Raw genomic sequence first — 15274 nt, 5'->3', positions numbered from 1 at the left:
TTCGCGTTAGTTTGTCCGTGTTTTCCCCTACTCCCGTCTCCGGCCCTACAGCCCGTAGGGTGGCCGCGGGCCCCACGGGCTTCAGGGGACGGGGACGGAGGGGTGGACATGGCCGGCAGTGCGCACGCGACAGTCGACGCGGCGAACCGCGAGCACACGCGCCGCGCGTCCGCCGGCTCCGGGCGCGCGCTCTGGCCGGCCGCGGCCGTCGCCACGGCCTTCACCCTGGCCCAGCTGGTCCTCGTGCGCCCCGGTCTGGGCCTCGGCTGGGACGAGACGGTGTACGTCAGCCAGGTCAGCGGGCACGCCCCCGCCTCCTTCTTCAGCGCACCCCGCGCCCGGGGCGTCTCCCTGCTGGTCGCCCCCGTCGCGGCGTGGTCGTCGTCGACGGCCCTGCTGCGGATCTACCTCGCCCTCCTCTCCGGGCTCGCCCTGTTCCTGGCCCTGCGCGCGTGGCGCGGGCTGTTCCCCGTCCGGGTCCTCGCCTTCGGCGGGGCCCTGTTCGCGTCCCTCTGGGTCACCCTGTTCTACGGCCCGCAGGCCATGCCCAACTACTGGGTCGCCGTCGCCGCCCTGGCCGCCGTCGCCTGCTTCCTGCGCGCCCCCGCCGACCGGGGCGCGCTGTGGGGGCTGGCGGGGAGCGCGGCGCTGATGGCGTGGATGCGGCCGGTGGACGCGGTCTGGGCGGCCGTGCCGCTGCTCGCGCTCGGCCTGGCCCGCCGCAACCGGCGGGCCCTGCTCGTCCTCCTCGCCGGGCTCGCCGCCGGGGCCGCCGAGTGGGTGGTCGAGGCGTACACGAGCTACGGCGGTCTGGCGCGCCGGCTGTCCGACGGCTCGGCGATCCAGGGCGGCCTGGGATGGCACTTCGCCGTCGTGGACCAGCTGCGCGCCCTGGGCGGGCGCACGCTGTGCCGGCCGTGCGCCGGCGCCCTGCCGCACCCGCTGGTCACGCTCTGGTGGTGCACGCTGCCCGTGCTCGCCGCCCTCGCGCTGGTCGTCGCCCGGCGCGAACGGCGCCCGGCGGCCACGCTACTGCCGCTCGCCTGCGCGGCGACCGCCGCGTTCCCCTACCTGTTCCTGATCGGCTACGCGGCACCCCGCTTCCTGCTCCCCGCCTACGCCCTCCTCGCGATCCCGGTCGCCGACGCACTGGCACACCTGGCCACGCGCCCTCGCCGGGCCCAGCCGGGGGACCGCCGACCCGCCTCGGGCGCCGGCGGCATGCGCCCGACCGCGCGCCCGGACCGTCACTCGCCCCGGAACCCGGCCCGACGGCCCGACGCACCCCCGGCCCCCCACCCGGCCGGCCCCCCGGCCCCGGACCCGGCCCCCCACCCGCGTCCCGCCGTGTCCCGGCCCCGGCGCTCGACCGCCTCCCTCGACCACCGCCTCGCACCGCGCCCGGCCCGGCGGCCCCTCGCCCTCGCGGCGGTCGGCGCCTGTCTCGCCACCCATCTCGCCGTACAACTCGTCGTCCTCCTGCACGTGGTCGGCGCGGCCACCGCCGCGCACGACGCCTGGGGGCGCACCGCGGCCGAGATGCGACGCCGCGGGGTGCGGCCACCCTGCCTGGTCACCGGGCAGGAGGCCATCCCCGTCGGCTTCGCCGCCGGCTGCGCCTCCGCCGCGACCAGCGGACCCAACGCCAACACCACCGAGGACGGCATCACGCGGACCGCGCGGCGGACGCCGGTCGCCACGCTCGTCCCGGCCGGGTCCGGGCCGCCCCGCTACGCCCGCGACTGGCCGTCCGTCCCCGTCGGCGCGGTCCGGCTCTACTACGTCGTACCGGGCGCCGCCTCATGACCTCACCGGCCGGGCTCACCGCCTCCCTCGGCCGTCGGCGCGCCCGCTGGCAGGCGGGCGCCTGTCTCGCCGTCCTGCTCGCCGCGCTGTACCTGGTCCACCGGCACTGGTCCACGGTCGAGAGCGGCGCCGGCCGGCTGGCGGTCGCCGACCAGGGCTGGCTGCTGGCCGGGGCCGTCGCGGCCATCGGCACCTGGGCGGCCTCCGCGCTCGCCCAGCAGGGAGCCGTCGTACCGCGGCTGCCCGGGCCCCGGCTGGTCGCCGCCCAGTTCGCCGCCTCCGCCGCCAACCACCTGCTGCCCGCGGGGCTCGGCGGGGGCGCGGTGAACCTGCGGTTCCTCACGCGCTGCGGGCTCCCGGCCGGGCGCTCGGCCGGCGCGCTCGCCGTCAAGGCCGCCGCGGGCGCCGCCGTCCGCCTGGCGCTGATCGCGCTGCTCGCCCCGGCCTGCCCCGGGCTGCTGCGCCTCCCGCACGTCTCCCCGACGGCGGTCGCCGTGGCCCTGGGTGTCGTCGCGCTCGCGGCGGCCCCGCTCGCCACCCCCTGGTGGCCGCGCTGCCGACGGGCGCTCGCCGGCGTGGTGGACGACATCCGCGCGCTGCACGCCCGCCCCGCCCGCGCCGCTGCCCTGTGGGGCGGCTCGCTGGCCTTCGCCGGGCTGCACGCGCTCGTCCTGATCGCCGTCACCCGCGCCGTCGGCCTGCCGCTGGCGCCGCTCCAGGTGGCCCTGCTGTACCTCGCGGCGAGCAGCGCCGCCGCCCTGCTGCCCTCCCCGGGCGGCCTCGGCTCGCTGGACGCCGCCCTCGGCCTCGCCCTCACCGCCGCCGGGACCCCGGGAGCCGCCGCCGCGTCCGCCGTCCTCGGCTACCGGCTGCTGACCGTGTGGCTGCCGCTGCTCCCCGGCCTGCTGGTGCTCGGGGTGCTGATGCGCCGCAAGGCCCTGTGAGCACGGGGGAGTTTCCCGTGCCCCGGCTCCAGGTAGGACTCGGGTACGCCGTGGGGCACAGGAGGGGGAAGCCATGCCGGGCAACGACAGCGCGGGCCTGCCGAGCGAGGCCTTCTTCACACCGGGGACGTCGTCCTTCACCGAGTTCCTGACCGCGCACCGCCCCGGACTGCTGCCCACCGCGCCGCCGTTCCCGCCCGGTGTCCGGGTGCCGGCGGACCGGTTCCCGCACGGCACCACCGTGCTCGCGCTCACCTACCGCGACGGCGTGCTGATCGCCGGGGACCGCCGGGCCACGATGGGCAACCTCATCGCCCAGCGCGACCTGGAGAAGGTGCACCCCGCCGACGACCACACGGCCGTCGCCTTCGCCGGCACCGTCGGCCTCGCCCTCGACATGGTGCGGCTCTACCAGGTCGAGCTGACCCACTTCGAGAAGGTCGAGGGCGTCCCGATGACCCTCGGCGCCAAGGCGACCCGTCTCGCGGCCATGATCCGGCAGAACCTCGCCCAGGCCATGCAGGGCCTCGTCGTCGTCCCGCTGCTCGTCGGCTACGACCTCACCGCGCCCGGGGGCGGACGCGGCCGGATCTTCAGCTTCGACGCGGCCGGCGGGCTCTACGAGAAGCGGCACTTCCACGCCGAGGGCAGCGGCTCCCCGTACGCGCGAGGCGCCCTGAAGAAGCTGTACCGGCCGGACCTGTCCCGCCGGGAGGCCGCCCTCGCCGCGCTCCAGGCGCTGTACGACGCGGCGGACGACGACTCGGCCACCGGCGGCCCGGACCTGAGCCGCCGGATCTTCCCGGTCGTCTCGGTCGTCACCGAGGACGGCTTCGAGCGGCTGCCGCGCACGGAGACGGAGGAGCTGAGCCGCGAGACGGTCCGGCAGAGGGCCGGCCGCCCGGACGGCCCGCACGCCTCACCCTGAGGCGCCCCGGCCCGCCGTCCCTCCGAGAAGAAGGGGACGGTCGCCTTCCCGGGCACGGCGCCGACCGATCCGCCCGGGCGCCGGCGGGGTTAATGATCCGGTCACGGGAAACGCGGAGCAGGACCGACCGCGAACCCGGAGGAGGCGACCATGAGCGACCAGCAGTCCGAGCAGACCCCCATGGCGGACGACGTCTACCAGCCCACGGGCAGCAACGAGGAACAGGAGGACGCCGGCCCCCTGGACCTGCAGGACGCGGTCGGCGAGCGCTCCTACGACGACATGCTCGACGAGGGCTACTCCCCGCCCGAGCGGCCCCTCGGCGTCACCAAGCACGGCACCACCGCCGCCGAGCAGCACGAGGGGGAGACCCTGGACGAACGGCTCGGCCAGGAGGTCCCAGACGTGACCCCGCCGGCCGGCGACGGAATCGGCGACCTGCCCGGCGGGGAGGGCGAGCCGCTCGACCCCGAGGCCGGCGCGTCCCGCGCGGGCCGGCTGGTCGCGCCGGACGAGGGCGCCCACGCCGACACCACCAAGGAGGAGATCGCCGAGGACGTCGGCATCGACGCCGGAGCGGCCGGGGCGGAGGAGGCGGCGATGCACGTCGTACCGGACGAGACCGAACTGCCGGAGTGACCGGGGCGGCGGCGCACCGCGGTGGTCCCGTCGCCCTCCGTACGGGACCCCGCACACAGGACACCGGCCGGGCGCGCGCCCGGCCGGTTCCCCGTTCGTGTCCCCGCGCTCCCCGGATCGCCTAGGGCAGCAGCTTCTCGATGGCCGCCGTGCCCTCCGACTCCAGCTTGCGACGCGCCCAGTCGAGGGTCTTCGGTGTGACGTCCCTGCCCGCCGCCATCACCAGGTCCTCAGGGGTGACGTCCCTGGCGGGCGCGGAGTGGAGCAGGGCGTCCGGGGTGCAGACGTCGTCCGACGAACGGGACTCTTCGGGTGTGGATGTCGACATGATGCCTCCTCCTCGGTCCGGATGACCGCATCCGTGCCGGTGCCTCTCGAACGGGGCACACTCTCACCATTGCCCTCCCCGGCGCACCCTGCATCCGGAAGCGCCGCGGGAGCGGGTGAGGACCTCCTGCCCACACCACGGCGAACCACTCGCCTAAGCTGGAAAACACTCGCAACAGCCGCATACCGCCCGTATCGCCCCGCCTCACCGGGAGGCCGCCGATGGCCGAATCGCCGTTCCACGGGAACGGACCCCGTGACCACCGCTATCTGCCCATCGCCGAACACGGACTCATCGGCGACCTGCGCACGGTGGCCCTGGTCGGCAGCAACGGCACGATCGACTGGTACTGCTGCCCGGCCTTCGACTCCCCGAGCGTCTTCGCGTCGGTCCTCGACGCCGAGCGCGGCGGCCGCTTCGAGCTGGCCGCCGCCGTCCCGGCCCGCACCAAGCAGTTCTACTTCCCCGACACCAACGTGCTGATCACCCGCTTCTTCACCGAGGACGGCGTCGGCGAGGTGCAGGACTTCATGCCGATCGCCGGGGAGAGGCCTGGGGACGCGGGCCGGCACCGGCTGATCCGGCGCGTGGTGTGCGTCCGCGGCACCGTCCCCTTCCGGACGCTGGTCGCCCCCCGCTTCGACTACGGCGCCGCCGCGCACACCGTGCGCCCCCTGGACGGCATGGTGGTGTTCGAGTCGCTCGCCCAGTCGCTGTCGCTCACCTCGACCGTCGCCCTGGAGTGCGACGGCCGGGACGCGCGCGCCGACTTCAAGCTCGGCGAGGGCGAGTCCGCCGTGTTCGCCCTCGACCAGGTCGACGGCGAGGTGTCCCCGCGCGGCTGCGCCCACGAAGAGGCGGAGCGCCAGTTCAACGCCACGGTCGCCTACTGGCGGCGGTGGCTGCACCAGTCGCGCTACCGGGGCCGCTGGCGGGAGATGGTGCACCGCTCCGCGCTCACCCTGAAGCTCCTCACCTACGCCCCCACCGGCGCCATCGTCGCCGCGCCCACCACCAGCCTGCCCGAGCAGCTCGGCGGCGAGCGCAACTGGGACTACCGGTACGTGTGGGTGCGCGACGCCGCCTTCGCCGTGTACGCGCTGCTGCGGCTCGGCTTCGCCGGCGAGGCCGAGGCGTTCATGCGGTTCCTGACCACGCACATCAGCCCCGGCTGCGGTGACGGCTCCGGCCCGCTGCAGATCATGTACGGCATCGACGGCCGCACCGAGCTGCCCGAACGCGAACTTCCGCACCTGGAGGGCCACCTGGGCTCCGCCCCGGTCCGGGTCGGCAACGCCGCCGCCGACCAGCTCCAGCTCGACATCTACGGCGCCCTGATCGACTCCATCTACCTCTACGACAAGTGGGCCCAGCCCATCTCCAGCGGCCAGTGGGACGACGTGTGCAGCCTGGTGGACTGGGTGTGCGACCACTGGGACCAGCCCGACGAGGGCGTGTGGGAGACCCGCGGCGGGCGCAAGGACTTCACGTACTCGCGGCTGATGTGCTGGGTCGCCATCGAGCGGGCCATCCGCCTGGCCACCCACCGCGGGCTGCCCGCCGACCACCGCCGCTGGCGCCAGGCCCGCGACACCATCTACCGGCGGATCATGGAACGCGGCTGGTCGCAGCGCCGGAACGCCTTCGTGCAGTACGAGGGCGGCGACGTCCTGGACGCGTCCCTGCTGATGATGCCCCTCGCCAAGTTCATCGCCCCCACCGACCCCAAGTGGCTGTCCACCCTGGACGCCCTCACCGAGGACCTCGTCTCCGACTCACTCGTCTACCGCTACGACCCGCAGGCCAGCCCCGACGGCCTGCGCGGCGACGAAGGCACCTTCTCCATCTGCTCGTTCTGGTACGTCGAGGCACTCGTCCGGGCCGGCCGGCTCGACGACGCCCGGCTCGCCTTCGAGAAGATGCTCACCTACGCCAACCACCTCGGCCTGTACGCCGAGGAGATCGGCCGCACCGGCGAGCAACAGGGCAACTTCCCGCAGGCGTTCACCCACCTGTCCCTCATCAGCGCCGCCTTCAACCTGGACCGTGCCCTCGGCTGACACCGCCCGCACGTCCCGGCCCCCGGGCACGGCCGAGGACGGCGACTCGGCACGGGCCGATCCGCCGGTGTGCCCGCGGGGCGCACGGGTACCCGGCGCGGCGGCAAGCGGAATCGGCACAGGGTCGGCATAAGGAGGAGACCCCGGATGACCAGCACCAGTGAGACCGGCGACGTCACCGGCACTCGCGACAAGGACTACAACCTCATCTGGTACGTCGAGGCGTGCCTGAGCAACGCCCTGCGCCTGGAGCAGTACATCCAGGACGCCGAGCGCGACAAGGACAACGAGGTCGTGGAGCTCTTCCGCAAGGCACAGTCCGACAGCCGCAAGGGCGCCGAGCTGGGCAAGCAGCTGCTGCGCTCGCGGCTCGACGGCGGCTGAGCGCCGCTCGGCTCAGGCGAACCGGGAACTCGGGACCGGCCCGGCGGACCGCACGCGCGCCCGTTCGCCGCACAGCCACGTGCCCTTCACGGCCGTGGCGAACGCGGCGAACTGCGTGGCGGCGTCCGCCGGGCCGTCGCCGTCCCCGGGGCCGGGCGACGGGTCCGCCGCGGTGATCCCGGCGGCGATCTCCTCCTCCGGCCGGCCGTCCGCCGGCGCCCGCCCGACCCCGCCGTCCGCTGAACGAATTGCCCGCACCCCGCACCCGGAGCCCGTATCTCACGGAAGCGGCTGCTCGGCCCAGATCACCTTGCCGTTCGGGGTGTACCGGGTGCCCCACCGCCCGGCGAGCTGGGCGACCAGGAACAGGCCCCGGCCGCCCTCGTCGGTGCTCGCCGCGTACCGCAGGTGCGGCGAGGTCGTGCTGCGGTCGGACACCTCGCAGATCAGCGTGCGCTCGCGCAGCAGCCGTACCCCGATCGGGGCGCGCCCGTAGCGGATGGCGTTGGTGACCAGCTCGCTCAGGATCAGCTCCGTCGTGAACGCCAGCTCGTCCAGGCCCCAGTCGGCCAGCCGCCGGGTCACCGAGCCCCGCACCTCCGACACGGCCGCCGGGTCCGACGGCACCTCCCACTGCGCGACCCGGTCGTCGCCCAGCACCCGGGTGCGGGCGACGATCAGCGCGACGTCGTCGCTCGGCTGGGCCGGCAGCCGGTCCAGCACGGTGCGGCAGGTGTCCTCCGGGGAGGCGCCCGGCGTGCGCAGCAGCGCGTCGCGCAGCAGGCCCAGCCCCTCGTCGATGTCCCGCTCCCGGTCCTCCACCAGACCGTCGGTGTACAGCACCAGCCTGCTGTCCTCCGGCAGTTCCACCTCGGCCGTCTCGAACGGCAGCCCGCCCAGGCCCAGCGGCGGTCCCGCGGGGACGTCCAGGAACTCCACGTCGCCGTCCGGCCGCACCAGCGCGGGGGGCGGATGACCGGCCCGGGCCATCGTGCACAGCCGGGACACCGGGTCGTAGATCGCGTACAGACAGGTCGCGCCCGTCACCACGGACGCGCCCGTCACCGATGTCCCGTCGTCCTGGTCGAGCCGGCCGACCAGCTCGTCCAGCAGGCTCAGCAGTTCGTCCGGCGGCAGGTCCAGCGAGGAGAAGTTGTGCACGGCCGTACGCAGCCGGCCCATCGTCGCCGCCGCGTGCAGCCCGTGCCCCACGACGTCCCCTACGACGAGGGCCACCCGGGCACCGGACAGCGGCAGCACGTCGAACCAGTCGCCGCCCACCCCGGACTGGGCCGGCAGATACCGGTAGGCGAGGTCCAGGGCGCCCTGCTCGGGCAGGGTGCGCGGCAGCAGGCTGCGCTGGAGGGTGACCGCCATGCTGTGCTCACGGGTGTACCGGCGGGCGTTGTCGATCGACACCGCCGCCCGTGCCACCAGCTCCTCCGCGAGGGCCAGCTCATCGGCGTCGAACGGCTGCGGCTTCTCCGCACGCCAGAAGTTCGCCACGCCCAGCACCAGACTGCCCGCCCGCAGCGGCACCGTGATCAGCGAGTGGATGCCGAACGCCAGCACCTGGCCGGTGCGCTCCGGGTCCTGCGCCCGCCAGCCGGGTTCCTCGCGCAGCCGCGGCACCACGACCGACTGCCCGGTCGTCAGGGCGCGCGCCTGCGGCGAGGTGGTCACGAACCGGATCCGCTCGCCGAGCGGGTACAGCGGGGTCTCCTTGCGGATGCCCGCGCAGGCCGTGCGGCGCAGCGCCGTCCCCGGGCGCGGCTCCTCCCCGTCCAGCACCGCGTCGAACAGGTCCACCGTCGCGAAGTCCGCGAACCGGGGCACCGCCAGCTCCGCCAGTTCCTCCGCGGTCCGGGTCACGTCCAGGCTGGTGCCGATGCCCACCCCGGCCTCGTACAGCATGTTCAGCCGCTCCCGCGCCACCTCCGCGCGGCCCGACAGGGCGCGCAGCTCGGTGGAGTCGCGCAGCGTGGTGACGCTGCCCGGCGGGCCGCCGCGCAGGTCCGTGGGCCGCTGGTTGACCGCCAGCAGCCGGTCCTTGACCAGGTGGACCTCGTCCGTGGCGACCCGCCCCGAGGCCAGCAGCCCCGCCGTCTCGTCGTCCAGGCCCAGCTCCCGCACGTGCCGCCGCTCGGCGTCCGAAGGCAGGTCCAGCAGGCGGTGGGCCTCGTCGTTGGCGAGCAGCAGCCTGCCGTCACCGCCGACGATCAGCACACCCTCCCGGACCGCGTGCAGCACCGCGTCGTGGTGCTCGTACATCCGCGTCATCTCGTACGGCCCGAGGCCGTGCGTCTGGCGCAGCAGCCGTCTGCTCACCAGGGCCGTGCCCGCGGTCGCCAGCGCGAGCGCGGCGGCCGCGGCGGCGAGCAGCAGCGGAAGCTGCTGGTCGGCGGCCCCGCCCACGTGCGCGGTGGTGATCCCGGCCGCCACCAGGCCCACCACCTGGCCACCGGAGTCCTTCACCGGCACCACGACCTGCTCCAGCGGCCCGATGGTGCCGTTGACGTGCTCGGTGACCGTGCCGCCGGCCACGGCCGGGGCGATCGTGCCGACGAACTTCTCGCCGATGCGGCCGGCCTGGGGATGGGTGTAGCGGATGCCGTCGGTGTTCATCACGACGATGAAGTCCACGCCGGTCGCCTTGCGGGCCGCCTCCGCGCGCGGCTGGAGCACGGCCGTGGGGTCCGGGGAGCGCAGGGCGGCGGCCGTGCCGGGCGCGTTGGCGAACGACTGGGCCACGGCGAGGGAACGGTTGCTCGCCTCGGTGTCGCTGTCGTGCCGCACCTGGAGCACCTGGGCCACCACCGCCGAGACGACGAGAAGCAGCACGATCACGACTTGCAGGGCGAAGACCTGCCCGGCCACGCTGCGCCCGGTCAACGCCGCCCGGAGCACTCCCGGCCGGCTGCCGCCCGCGCCGCGGTCCGCCGGTGGCGGGCTGTGCGGTGCGCGCGGGTACCCGAAAGGTCGGGGCGGCCGGGTCACGGGCCGGCCGGACAGTCGCACCATGTGCCCATGTCTACACTGCCCGGCGCCGTCAGGCGAGACCATCACCCGGGGCGACGGCAGCCGGGAGCCGCGCCGGGCCGGGCGCCGGGTGAGCGCGGCGGCGGGTCACGGGCCGGGGCCGGGTGGCGGGCGGCGGGCGGCCAGCAGCAGGGCCACGTCGTCGGGGCGGTCGGTGGCGTGCCGGGCGGTGGCCGTCAGCCGGTCGGCGACCCCGGACAGGGACCGCCCGCCGCCCCGGCCGGCACCGGCACCGGCCTGGGCGAGCGCCCGCCGCAGCGCCGCGATGCCGTCGTCGATGTCGGCGCCGGGCCGCTCCACCAGGCCGTCGGTGTACAGGGCGAGGATCGCGTCGGGTTCCAGCCACAGCTCGGTCACCGGGTACCGGGCGTGCGGATCCACCCCGAGGACGACACCCCCGGCGATGTCCAGCAGCCGGGTCCGGCCGTCCGGGCAGCGCAGCAGCGGCGGCGGATGGCCCGCCTGGGCGATCCGGGCCCGGCCGGTGGCGGGGTCCAGGCGCAGGTAGCAGCAGCTGGCGAACTGGCCGGGGTCCAGGTCGATCAGCAGGTGGTTGGTGCCCCTCAGCACCTCGTCCGGCGGCCGGTCGCCCAGCGCGAACGCGCGCACCGCGCTGCGGAGCTGGCCCATCGTGGCGGCCGCCTGCACCCCGTGCCCCTGCACATCACCGATGACCAGCGCGAGGCCGTCCCCCGCCTCCACCACGTCGTACCAGTCACCGCCGACGTCCATGCCCTGCGTCCCCGGCAGGTACCGGCCCACGGTCTCCACCCGCGGATGCGTCGACAGGCGCCGGGGCAGCAGGGCCTGCTGCAGGCCGCGCGCGAGGGCCGCCTCGTCGTCGTAGCGCCGCGCCCGTTCCATCGCGTGCGCGATCAGCCCGGCGAGCGCGGTGAGGACCGCGCGTTCCTCCGTGCTGAACCCGCGCTCGGCGTCGAAGCCGAGGATGCAGGAGCCCACCGGTCTGCCGGACGCGATCAGCGGCAGGAAGGCACGCGAACCCACCGGCGCGTCGAGGGCGAGCCCCGGGTAGGCCGCCGCGAGCTGTCCCATGGACTCGAAGAACAGCGGCCGGCCGGTGGTCAGGGTCTCCACTCCGGGTACGTGCGCGTCGAGGCCTATGCCCTCGAACGGCGCGAGGAACCCCGGCGGGAACCCCGTCTCCCAGGCAAGGTACAGATGCCGGTCCTGGAGCAGGTAGATGGCCAGCCGCCGGCCGCCGAACGCGGGCAGCAGCTCCTGCATGACCACCGCCGACACCTGCCGGGCGGTCACCGCGTCCGTCAGCGCGATGGCCAGCGCGATCGGCCGGTACAGCGGCGCCATCGCGTGGGCGCCCGCCACCGTGTCCTGCGCGTCCTGGCCCTCGGGCACCGGCCCGCTCCCGGCGTCCACCCGGCTGGCCGGGACGAGCACGCACGTCAGCAGGTCCGTGCCGGGGTGCACCGACACCGCCAGCCAGTCGCCCTCCCCGGACGCGTCCCGGTCGTCGGCCGGCCGCCGGGCGTGGAAGTGCACCGGCTCGGGACAGAGCAGGGCCCCGCGCAGGTGGTCGTCGTACGGCGGCCCGGTCAGCCAGGGCAGCGCGTCCCACAGTGCCTGCCCCAGCAGCCGCTCGCGCGCCCGGCCCGTGAGCCGGGCCGCCGCCGGGTTGGCGTACACGATCATCCCCAGCCGGTCCACGCACAACACGCCCTCGGGCAGCAGGTCGGCCGCGCCGTCGGCGGAGGCGGCCGTACCGGGTTCGAACACCACCCCGTGGACCGCCGTCCCGGCCCGGTCCGCACGGTCCGCGGCCGGCCACAGGTCCAGCAGCCGCGGCGTGCCGTCGTGGGCCCGCAGGCTCAGCGGCGCGCTCGGCGGTTTCCCGGCGGCGGTGTCGCGCAGCGCGGCCAGCACCCGGTGCGCGTCGGCGGGGGCCACGGCGTTCGCGAGCTCCGTCATCGTCCCCGCGAACTCGCCGGGACGCAGCCCGAGCAGCGCGTGCAACCGGTCGTCCGCACGGACCAGCGAGGTCGACGGGTCGCAGCTGAAGCGTCCCACGGCGGCCCGGGCGGGCCGGCTCGCGGGCGGCCGTACGCACAGCGGCTCGCCGTCCCAGGTGATCGCGCTCTCGTCGCCGTCGGCCAGGCCGAGCAGTTCGGTGCCCAGGCCCTCGGCCAGCCGGCCGAGCAGTTCCCGGTCGAGCAGGTCGTCCACGGTGTCCGCCACCGCCGGGTGCAGGACCGTGAGCACCCCCAGCGGCCCGGTCCCGCCCGGTACCGGCACGTGCACCGACCCGAACGGGAAGGGCAGGCCGGCCGCGAACTGCGGATACCGGCGCATGGTCTCCGTGGCGTTCGGCAGGACCACGTGGACGCCGAGCCGGTAGGCGTCGGCGACCGGGAACGGCCGGCCCACGTGCAGCCGCCACCAGGACCTGAACAGCGGTCCTGGCAGGCCCGTGAGCACCGCCAGGCGCAGCAGGCCCGGGGCGCGCGAACGCAGGTACACGCCCGCCACCCGGCCGCCGGCCGAGGTGAGGGCGCCGGTCGAGACGTCCGCCAGCAGCGCGGTCAGCCGGGCCCGCGTACGGACCGCCCGCTCGTCGCTCCCGGCCATCGGCCCCACCTCGTCCCGTGCGGCTCCGGGTGGATGACACAGCAAGAATGCGCCACGAGACGCGCGGAACGCACCTGGGCGGGGCGGAGGAACGGCGGGGCCGGCGCGGTGGGGGCCGGCTTGGTGACCGGCGCGCGGCGGTGGGGGCCGGCCCGGGGGCGGTCGCGAGCAGGGCGGGCGCGCGCGGATCAGGGTGCGGTGGGCGGCCTTGCGGGGGCGGCGGCGACGGGCGGGCCCGGCCGGAGCGGACGCGGGGGCCGGGGACGGGCGGGGTGGGCGCGGGCGCCGGTCCCGGCGGGGTGGGCGCGGGCCGGTGCCGGTCGGGGCCACCGGGCGGGGATCACGGCAGGGCCGCGGGGCCTGGCTCACGGCGGGGCCGCCGGCCAGGCTCACGGCACGGGAGCGGGGCGGCTCACACCAGTGCCCCGCCCGAGTGGCGGGCTCCCGTGCCCGCTCCTAGTAATGGGTTCCGTGACGCGGCGACCGCAGACGGGGCGCGGGTGCGGTCGCACCCTTCCCCTGGAGCCGAGATGACGACCTGTTCCTCATCCCCTCGTCCCGACGACTCGGTGATACCCACGGCACCGGCTGCCCCCGGCGTCCCCACCTCGTCCCCGGACCTCCTCACGCCGCCGCCGGTACGGCCGCTTCCCCCGGAGGAACCCGCGCGCGGCGACCCTCTGCGCGGCCTGGTCCACGCTGCCGTCGCCGATCGCCCGGTGGAGGACGTGGTCCGGCTCATCACGCTGCTGGAGAGCTCGCCGGAACCGGTCCGGACGACTTCCGACGTGCTGCGCGCGGTCGCGGTCGAACGGTCGGTGGAGGACGTCACCCGTCTGGTGACGCTGCTGACCGAACCTCCCCGGGACAGGGACAGCGCCGACGAGGCGATCCGGGCCGCCGCTCAGCGCCGCCCCCTGGAGGACGTCTCCCGGCTGGTGCAGTTGCTGCACCGCGGCCCGGTGGAGTCCTCCCACTGCGCGGAAGCCGCCGTGCGGGCGGTGGCGGTGCACCGGCCCGTGGAGGAACTCGCCGAGCTGATCGGCCGGCTGGCCGCGGAACGGGAGGCGGGGGAGACCGAGGAACGGCCGGTGGCCGCCGCCGCGGCACCGGCGGTCGTGTGGGAGGTGGGATGGTCGGCCCCGCAGGAGCCGGCGCAGGCGCAGTGGTCCTCAGCGGAGGAACCGGCGCAGGCGCAGCGGTCCGTGGCGGAGGAACCGGCGCCGGCGGCCCGGCCGGCCGACACGGGACCGGTGAGGACCCGGCGCCTCGTGGTCGAAGGGCGCCCCAGGGCACCGCGGTCCGGTGCGCGGGGGCGGGCGGGAAGGCGCCAGGCCGTCGCGGACCGGTCCGTGGACGACCCGTCGCCGACGGCGAGCGTGTGGGCCACCCGGTGCGCCGCGTTGCTGGTGTTCCTGTGCGGCACGGCGCACGCCCCGCGCTACTGGACCGGGCTGTCCCACGGCGCCCTCGGGGCCACCCTGCTCGCCTCGGCGCTGTGCGGCCTGCTGGCGCTCGCCCTCACCGCGCGGGCGGCGCCGGCCCGGCTCGTGGCGGCGACGGCCGCGGTCGGCGTCACGGTGGTGCTCGCCGCCGGACACGTGCTCGGCGGACGGTTCGACCTGCCGGACCCGGCCCGGCTGCGCGCGGCGACCCTGGCACCGTCATGGCTGGCCGGCCCGACGGCCGCGGCAGCGGCACTCGGCGCGCTGGCGGTCCTGCTCACGGCCCTGACGACGGGCAAGGCCCAGCCCGCAGACCCCGGTTGAGTCCGTCCCGGGACGCCGGGCCCGCTGCCGGGAGTGTGTCCGGACCGCCGCCCGCCGCCTCGGCGGGTGCCCAGGGGCGCAGCACCAGGTGGCCGTCCTCCCGGGTGGCCGCCATCGCCGAGGGGAACGTGTCCGTCTCCAGGCACAGGGCCACGTCCTCGGGGTCGACGCCGGCCCATCCGCGCCGCGCACCGTCGGCCAGCCGTGCGGCGGCGGTGGAGCGCCGGGCCCGCGCCAGGTAGGGGGCCGCGTCGGCGTCGTCCGTCCGCACGCGTCGCGCGATGTACCGCGCGCAGGCCAGATCCTCCTCGGCCCGTCCGCCGTCCCCGGTCACCACGAAGGTCACCGCCTGCGCCCGTACCCGTCGCAGTGCCCCGGCGGTCGCCCCCGCCACCGCGAAACTCGCGCACAGCAGCAGTCCGGCGTCCGCCACGGCCAGCGCCCCGGCCGTCCCGGCGGTGGTCTTCTGGACGACCGTACGGCCCCGCAGGTCCAGCGCACGCAGCCGGGCGGGCGAGTTGACCAGGTCGAACCCCGGCGTCGGTGCCCCGTCCTGGCAGGCGAGCCAGTCCGGGTGACGGGCCTTCAGCGCCAGCGCCTCCCGCCGCGTACGGGCGAAGACGATCCGCTCGGCGCCGCGCCGGAACGCCCAGGCGGCCACGGTGAACGCGCGCATCACGTCGACGACCACGGCCACGCCGGGAGCCGTCGGGGCACCGGGTATGCCGGTGAACACGGGTCGCATCGCCCCATGGTGCGACAGCACGCGGGGCGCG

General features: G+C 76.1%; 12 protein-coding genes. 7 read left to right on the top strand and 5 right to left on the bottom strand.

Annotated elements, in window-relative coordinates; translation table 11 throughout:
- The first annotated feature begins 108 nt into the window (after window positions 1–108).
- The 4 genes from LG395_RS16095 to LG395_RS16080 all read left to right on the top strand — a co-directional run bounded on the left by LG395_RS16095 (window position 109) and on the right by LG395_RS16080 (window position 4317).
- The gene (locus LG395_RS16095) at window positions 109–1806 is read left to right on the top strand and encodes a hypothetical protein (protein ID WP_225810206.1); all 1698 of its coding nucleotides are present in this window, start codon (window positions 109–111) and stop codon (window positions 1804–1806) included.
- Window positions 1803–2750 (top strand): lysylphosphatidylglycerol synthase domain-containing protein, encoded by a 948-nt coding sequence (locus LG395_RS16090; protein ID WP_171150399.1) that lies wholly within the window; start codon window positions 1803–1805, stop codon window positions 2748–2750. The genes LG395_RS16095 and LG395_RS16090 overlap by 4 nt, the downstream gene beginning before the upstream one ends.
- Window positions 2751–2823: 73 nt before the next feature.
- Entirely contained in the window at window positions 2824–3678 is an 855-nt protein-coding gene (gene prcB, locus LG395_RS16085) for a proteasome subunit beta (protein ID WP_171150398.1), read from the top strand.
- A gap of 150 nt (window positions 3679–3828) precedes the next feature.
- Window positions 3829–4317 carry a DUF5709 domain-containing protein gene (locus LG395_RS16080; protein ID WP_171150397.1) on the top strand — a complete coding sequence of 163 codons (489 nt, stop codon included), beginning with the start codon at window positions 3829–3831 and terminating at the stop codon, window positions 4315–4317.
- A gap of 121 nt (window positions 4318–4438) precedes the next feature.
- Here the strand turns inward: LG395_RS16080 and LG395_RS16075 are convergent, their stop codons facing one another.
- Window positions 4439–4645 (bottom strand): hypothetical protein, encoded by a 207-nt coding sequence (locus tag LG395_RS16075; protein WP_171150396.1) that lies wholly within the window; start codon window positions 4643–4645, stop codon window positions 4439–4441.
- 221 nt (window positions 4646–4866) lie between these two features.
- Between LG395_RS16075 and LG395_RS16070 the strand changes: the two genes are divergently transcribed.
- Window positions 4867–6705 carry a glycoside hydrolase family 15 protein gene (locus LG395_RS16070; RefSeq protein ID WP_171150395.1) on the top strand — a complete coding sequence of 613 codons (1839 nt, stop codon included), beginning with the start codon at window positions 4867–4869 and terminating at the stop codon, window positions 6703–6705.
- 147 nt (window positions 6706–6852) lie between these two features.
- Entirely contained in the window at window positions 6853–7089 is a 237-nt protein-coding gene (locus LG395_RS16065; protein ID WP_014676749.1) for a hypothetical protein, read from the top strand.
- Window positions 7090–7101: 12 nt separating this feature from the next.
- On the opposite strand, the gene LG395_RS16060 is transcribed toward LG395_RS16065, so the two are convergent.
- The 3 genes from LG395_RS16060 to LG395_RS16050 form a co-directional block, all read right to left on the bottom strand.
- On the bottom strand, window positions 7102–7347 hold the full coding sequence (locus LG395_RS16060) for a hypothetical protein (protein ID WP_225810205.1): 246 nt from the start codon (window positions 7345–7347) through the stop codon (window positions 7102–7104).
- Between the two features lie 21 nt (window positions 7348–7368).
- Window positions 7369–10110: a SpoIIE family protein phosphatase gene (locus tag LG395_RS16055; protein WP_225810204.1), complete on the bottom strand. Its 2742-nt coding sequence runs from the start codon at window positions 10108–10110 to the stop codon at window positions 7369–7371.
- Window positions 10111–10215: 105 nt separating this feature from the next.
- Entirely contained in the window at window positions 10216–12729 is a 2514-nt protein-coding gene (locus LG395_RS16050; protein WP_225810203.1) for a SpoIIE family protein phosphatase, read from the bottom strand.
- Window positions 12730–13259: 530 nt separating this feature from the next.
- Between LG395_RS16050 and LG395_RS16045 the strand changes: the two genes are divergently transcribed.
- Window positions 13260–14498: a hypothetical protein gene (locus tag LG395_RS16045; RefSeq protein ID WP_225810202.1), complete on the top strand. Its 1239-nt coding sequence runs from the start codon at window positions 13260–13262 to the stop codon at window positions 14496–14498.
- On the opposite strand, the gene LG395_RS16040 is transcribed toward LG395_RS16045, so the two are convergent.
- Window positions 14452–15243 (bottom strand): 2-phosphosulfolactate phosphatase, encoded by a 792-nt coding sequence (locus tag LG395_RS16040; RefSeq protein WP_225810201.1) that lies wholly within the window; start codon window positions 15241–15243, stop codon window positions 14452–14454. The two genes, LG395_RS16045 and LG395_RS16040, sit on opposite strands and share 47 nt — an antisense overlap.
- Window positions 15244–15274: the final 31 nt, after the last annotated feature.

The organism is Streptomyces spinosus (genome assembly GCF_020400655.1).
Classification (GTDB): Bacteria; Actinomycetota; Actinomycetes; order Streptomycetales; family Streptomycetaceae; genus Streptomyces; species Streptomyces argyrophylli.
This window is presented reverse-complemented; position numbering and strand designations above follow the sequence as displayed.

Coding starts and splice junctions, on each gene's coding strand:
- LG395_RS16055 (WP_225810204.1), bottom strand. CDS start 10,110: ATGGTGCGACTGTCCGGCCGGCCCGTGACCCGGCCGCCCCGACCTTTC.
- LG395_RS16065 (WP_014676749.1), top strand. CDS start 6,853: ATGACCAGCACCAGTGAGACCGGCGACGTCACCGGCACTCGCGACAAG.
- LG395_RS16045 (WP_225810202.1), top strand. CDS start 13,260: ATGACGACCTGTTCCTCATCCCCTCGTCCCGACGACTCGGTGATACCC.
- prcB (WP_171150398.1), top strand. CDS start 2,824: ATGCCGGGCAACGACAGCGCGGGCCTGCCGAGCGAGGCCTTCTTCACA.
- LG395_RS16040 (WP_225810201.1), bottom strand. CDS start 15,243: ATGCGACCCGTGTTCACCGGCATACCCGGTGCCCCGACGGCTCCCGGC.
- LG395_RS16075 (WP_171150396.1), bottom strand. CDS start 4,645: ATGTCGACATCCACACCCGAAGAGTCCCGTTCGTCGGACGACGTCTGC.
- LG395_RS16095 (WP_225810206.1), top strand. CDS start 109: ATGGCCGGCAGTGCGCACGCGACAGTCGACGCGGCGAACCGCGAGCAC.
- LG395_RS16090 (WP_171150399.1), top strand. CDS start 1,803: ATGACCTCACCGGCCGGGCTCACCGCCTCCCTCGGCCGTCGGCGCGCC.
- LG395_RS16050 (WP_225810203.1), bottom strand. CDS start 12,729: ATGGCCGGGAGCGACGAGCGGGCGGTCCGTACGCGGGCCCGGCTGACC.
- LG395_RS16080 (WP_171150397.1), top strand. CDS start 3,829: ATGAGCGACCAGCAGTCCGAGCAGACCCCCATGGCGGACGACGTCTAC.
- LG395_RS16070 (WP_171150395.1), top strand. CDS start 4,867: ATGGCCGAATCGCCGTTCCACGGGAACGGACCCCGTGACCACCGCTAT.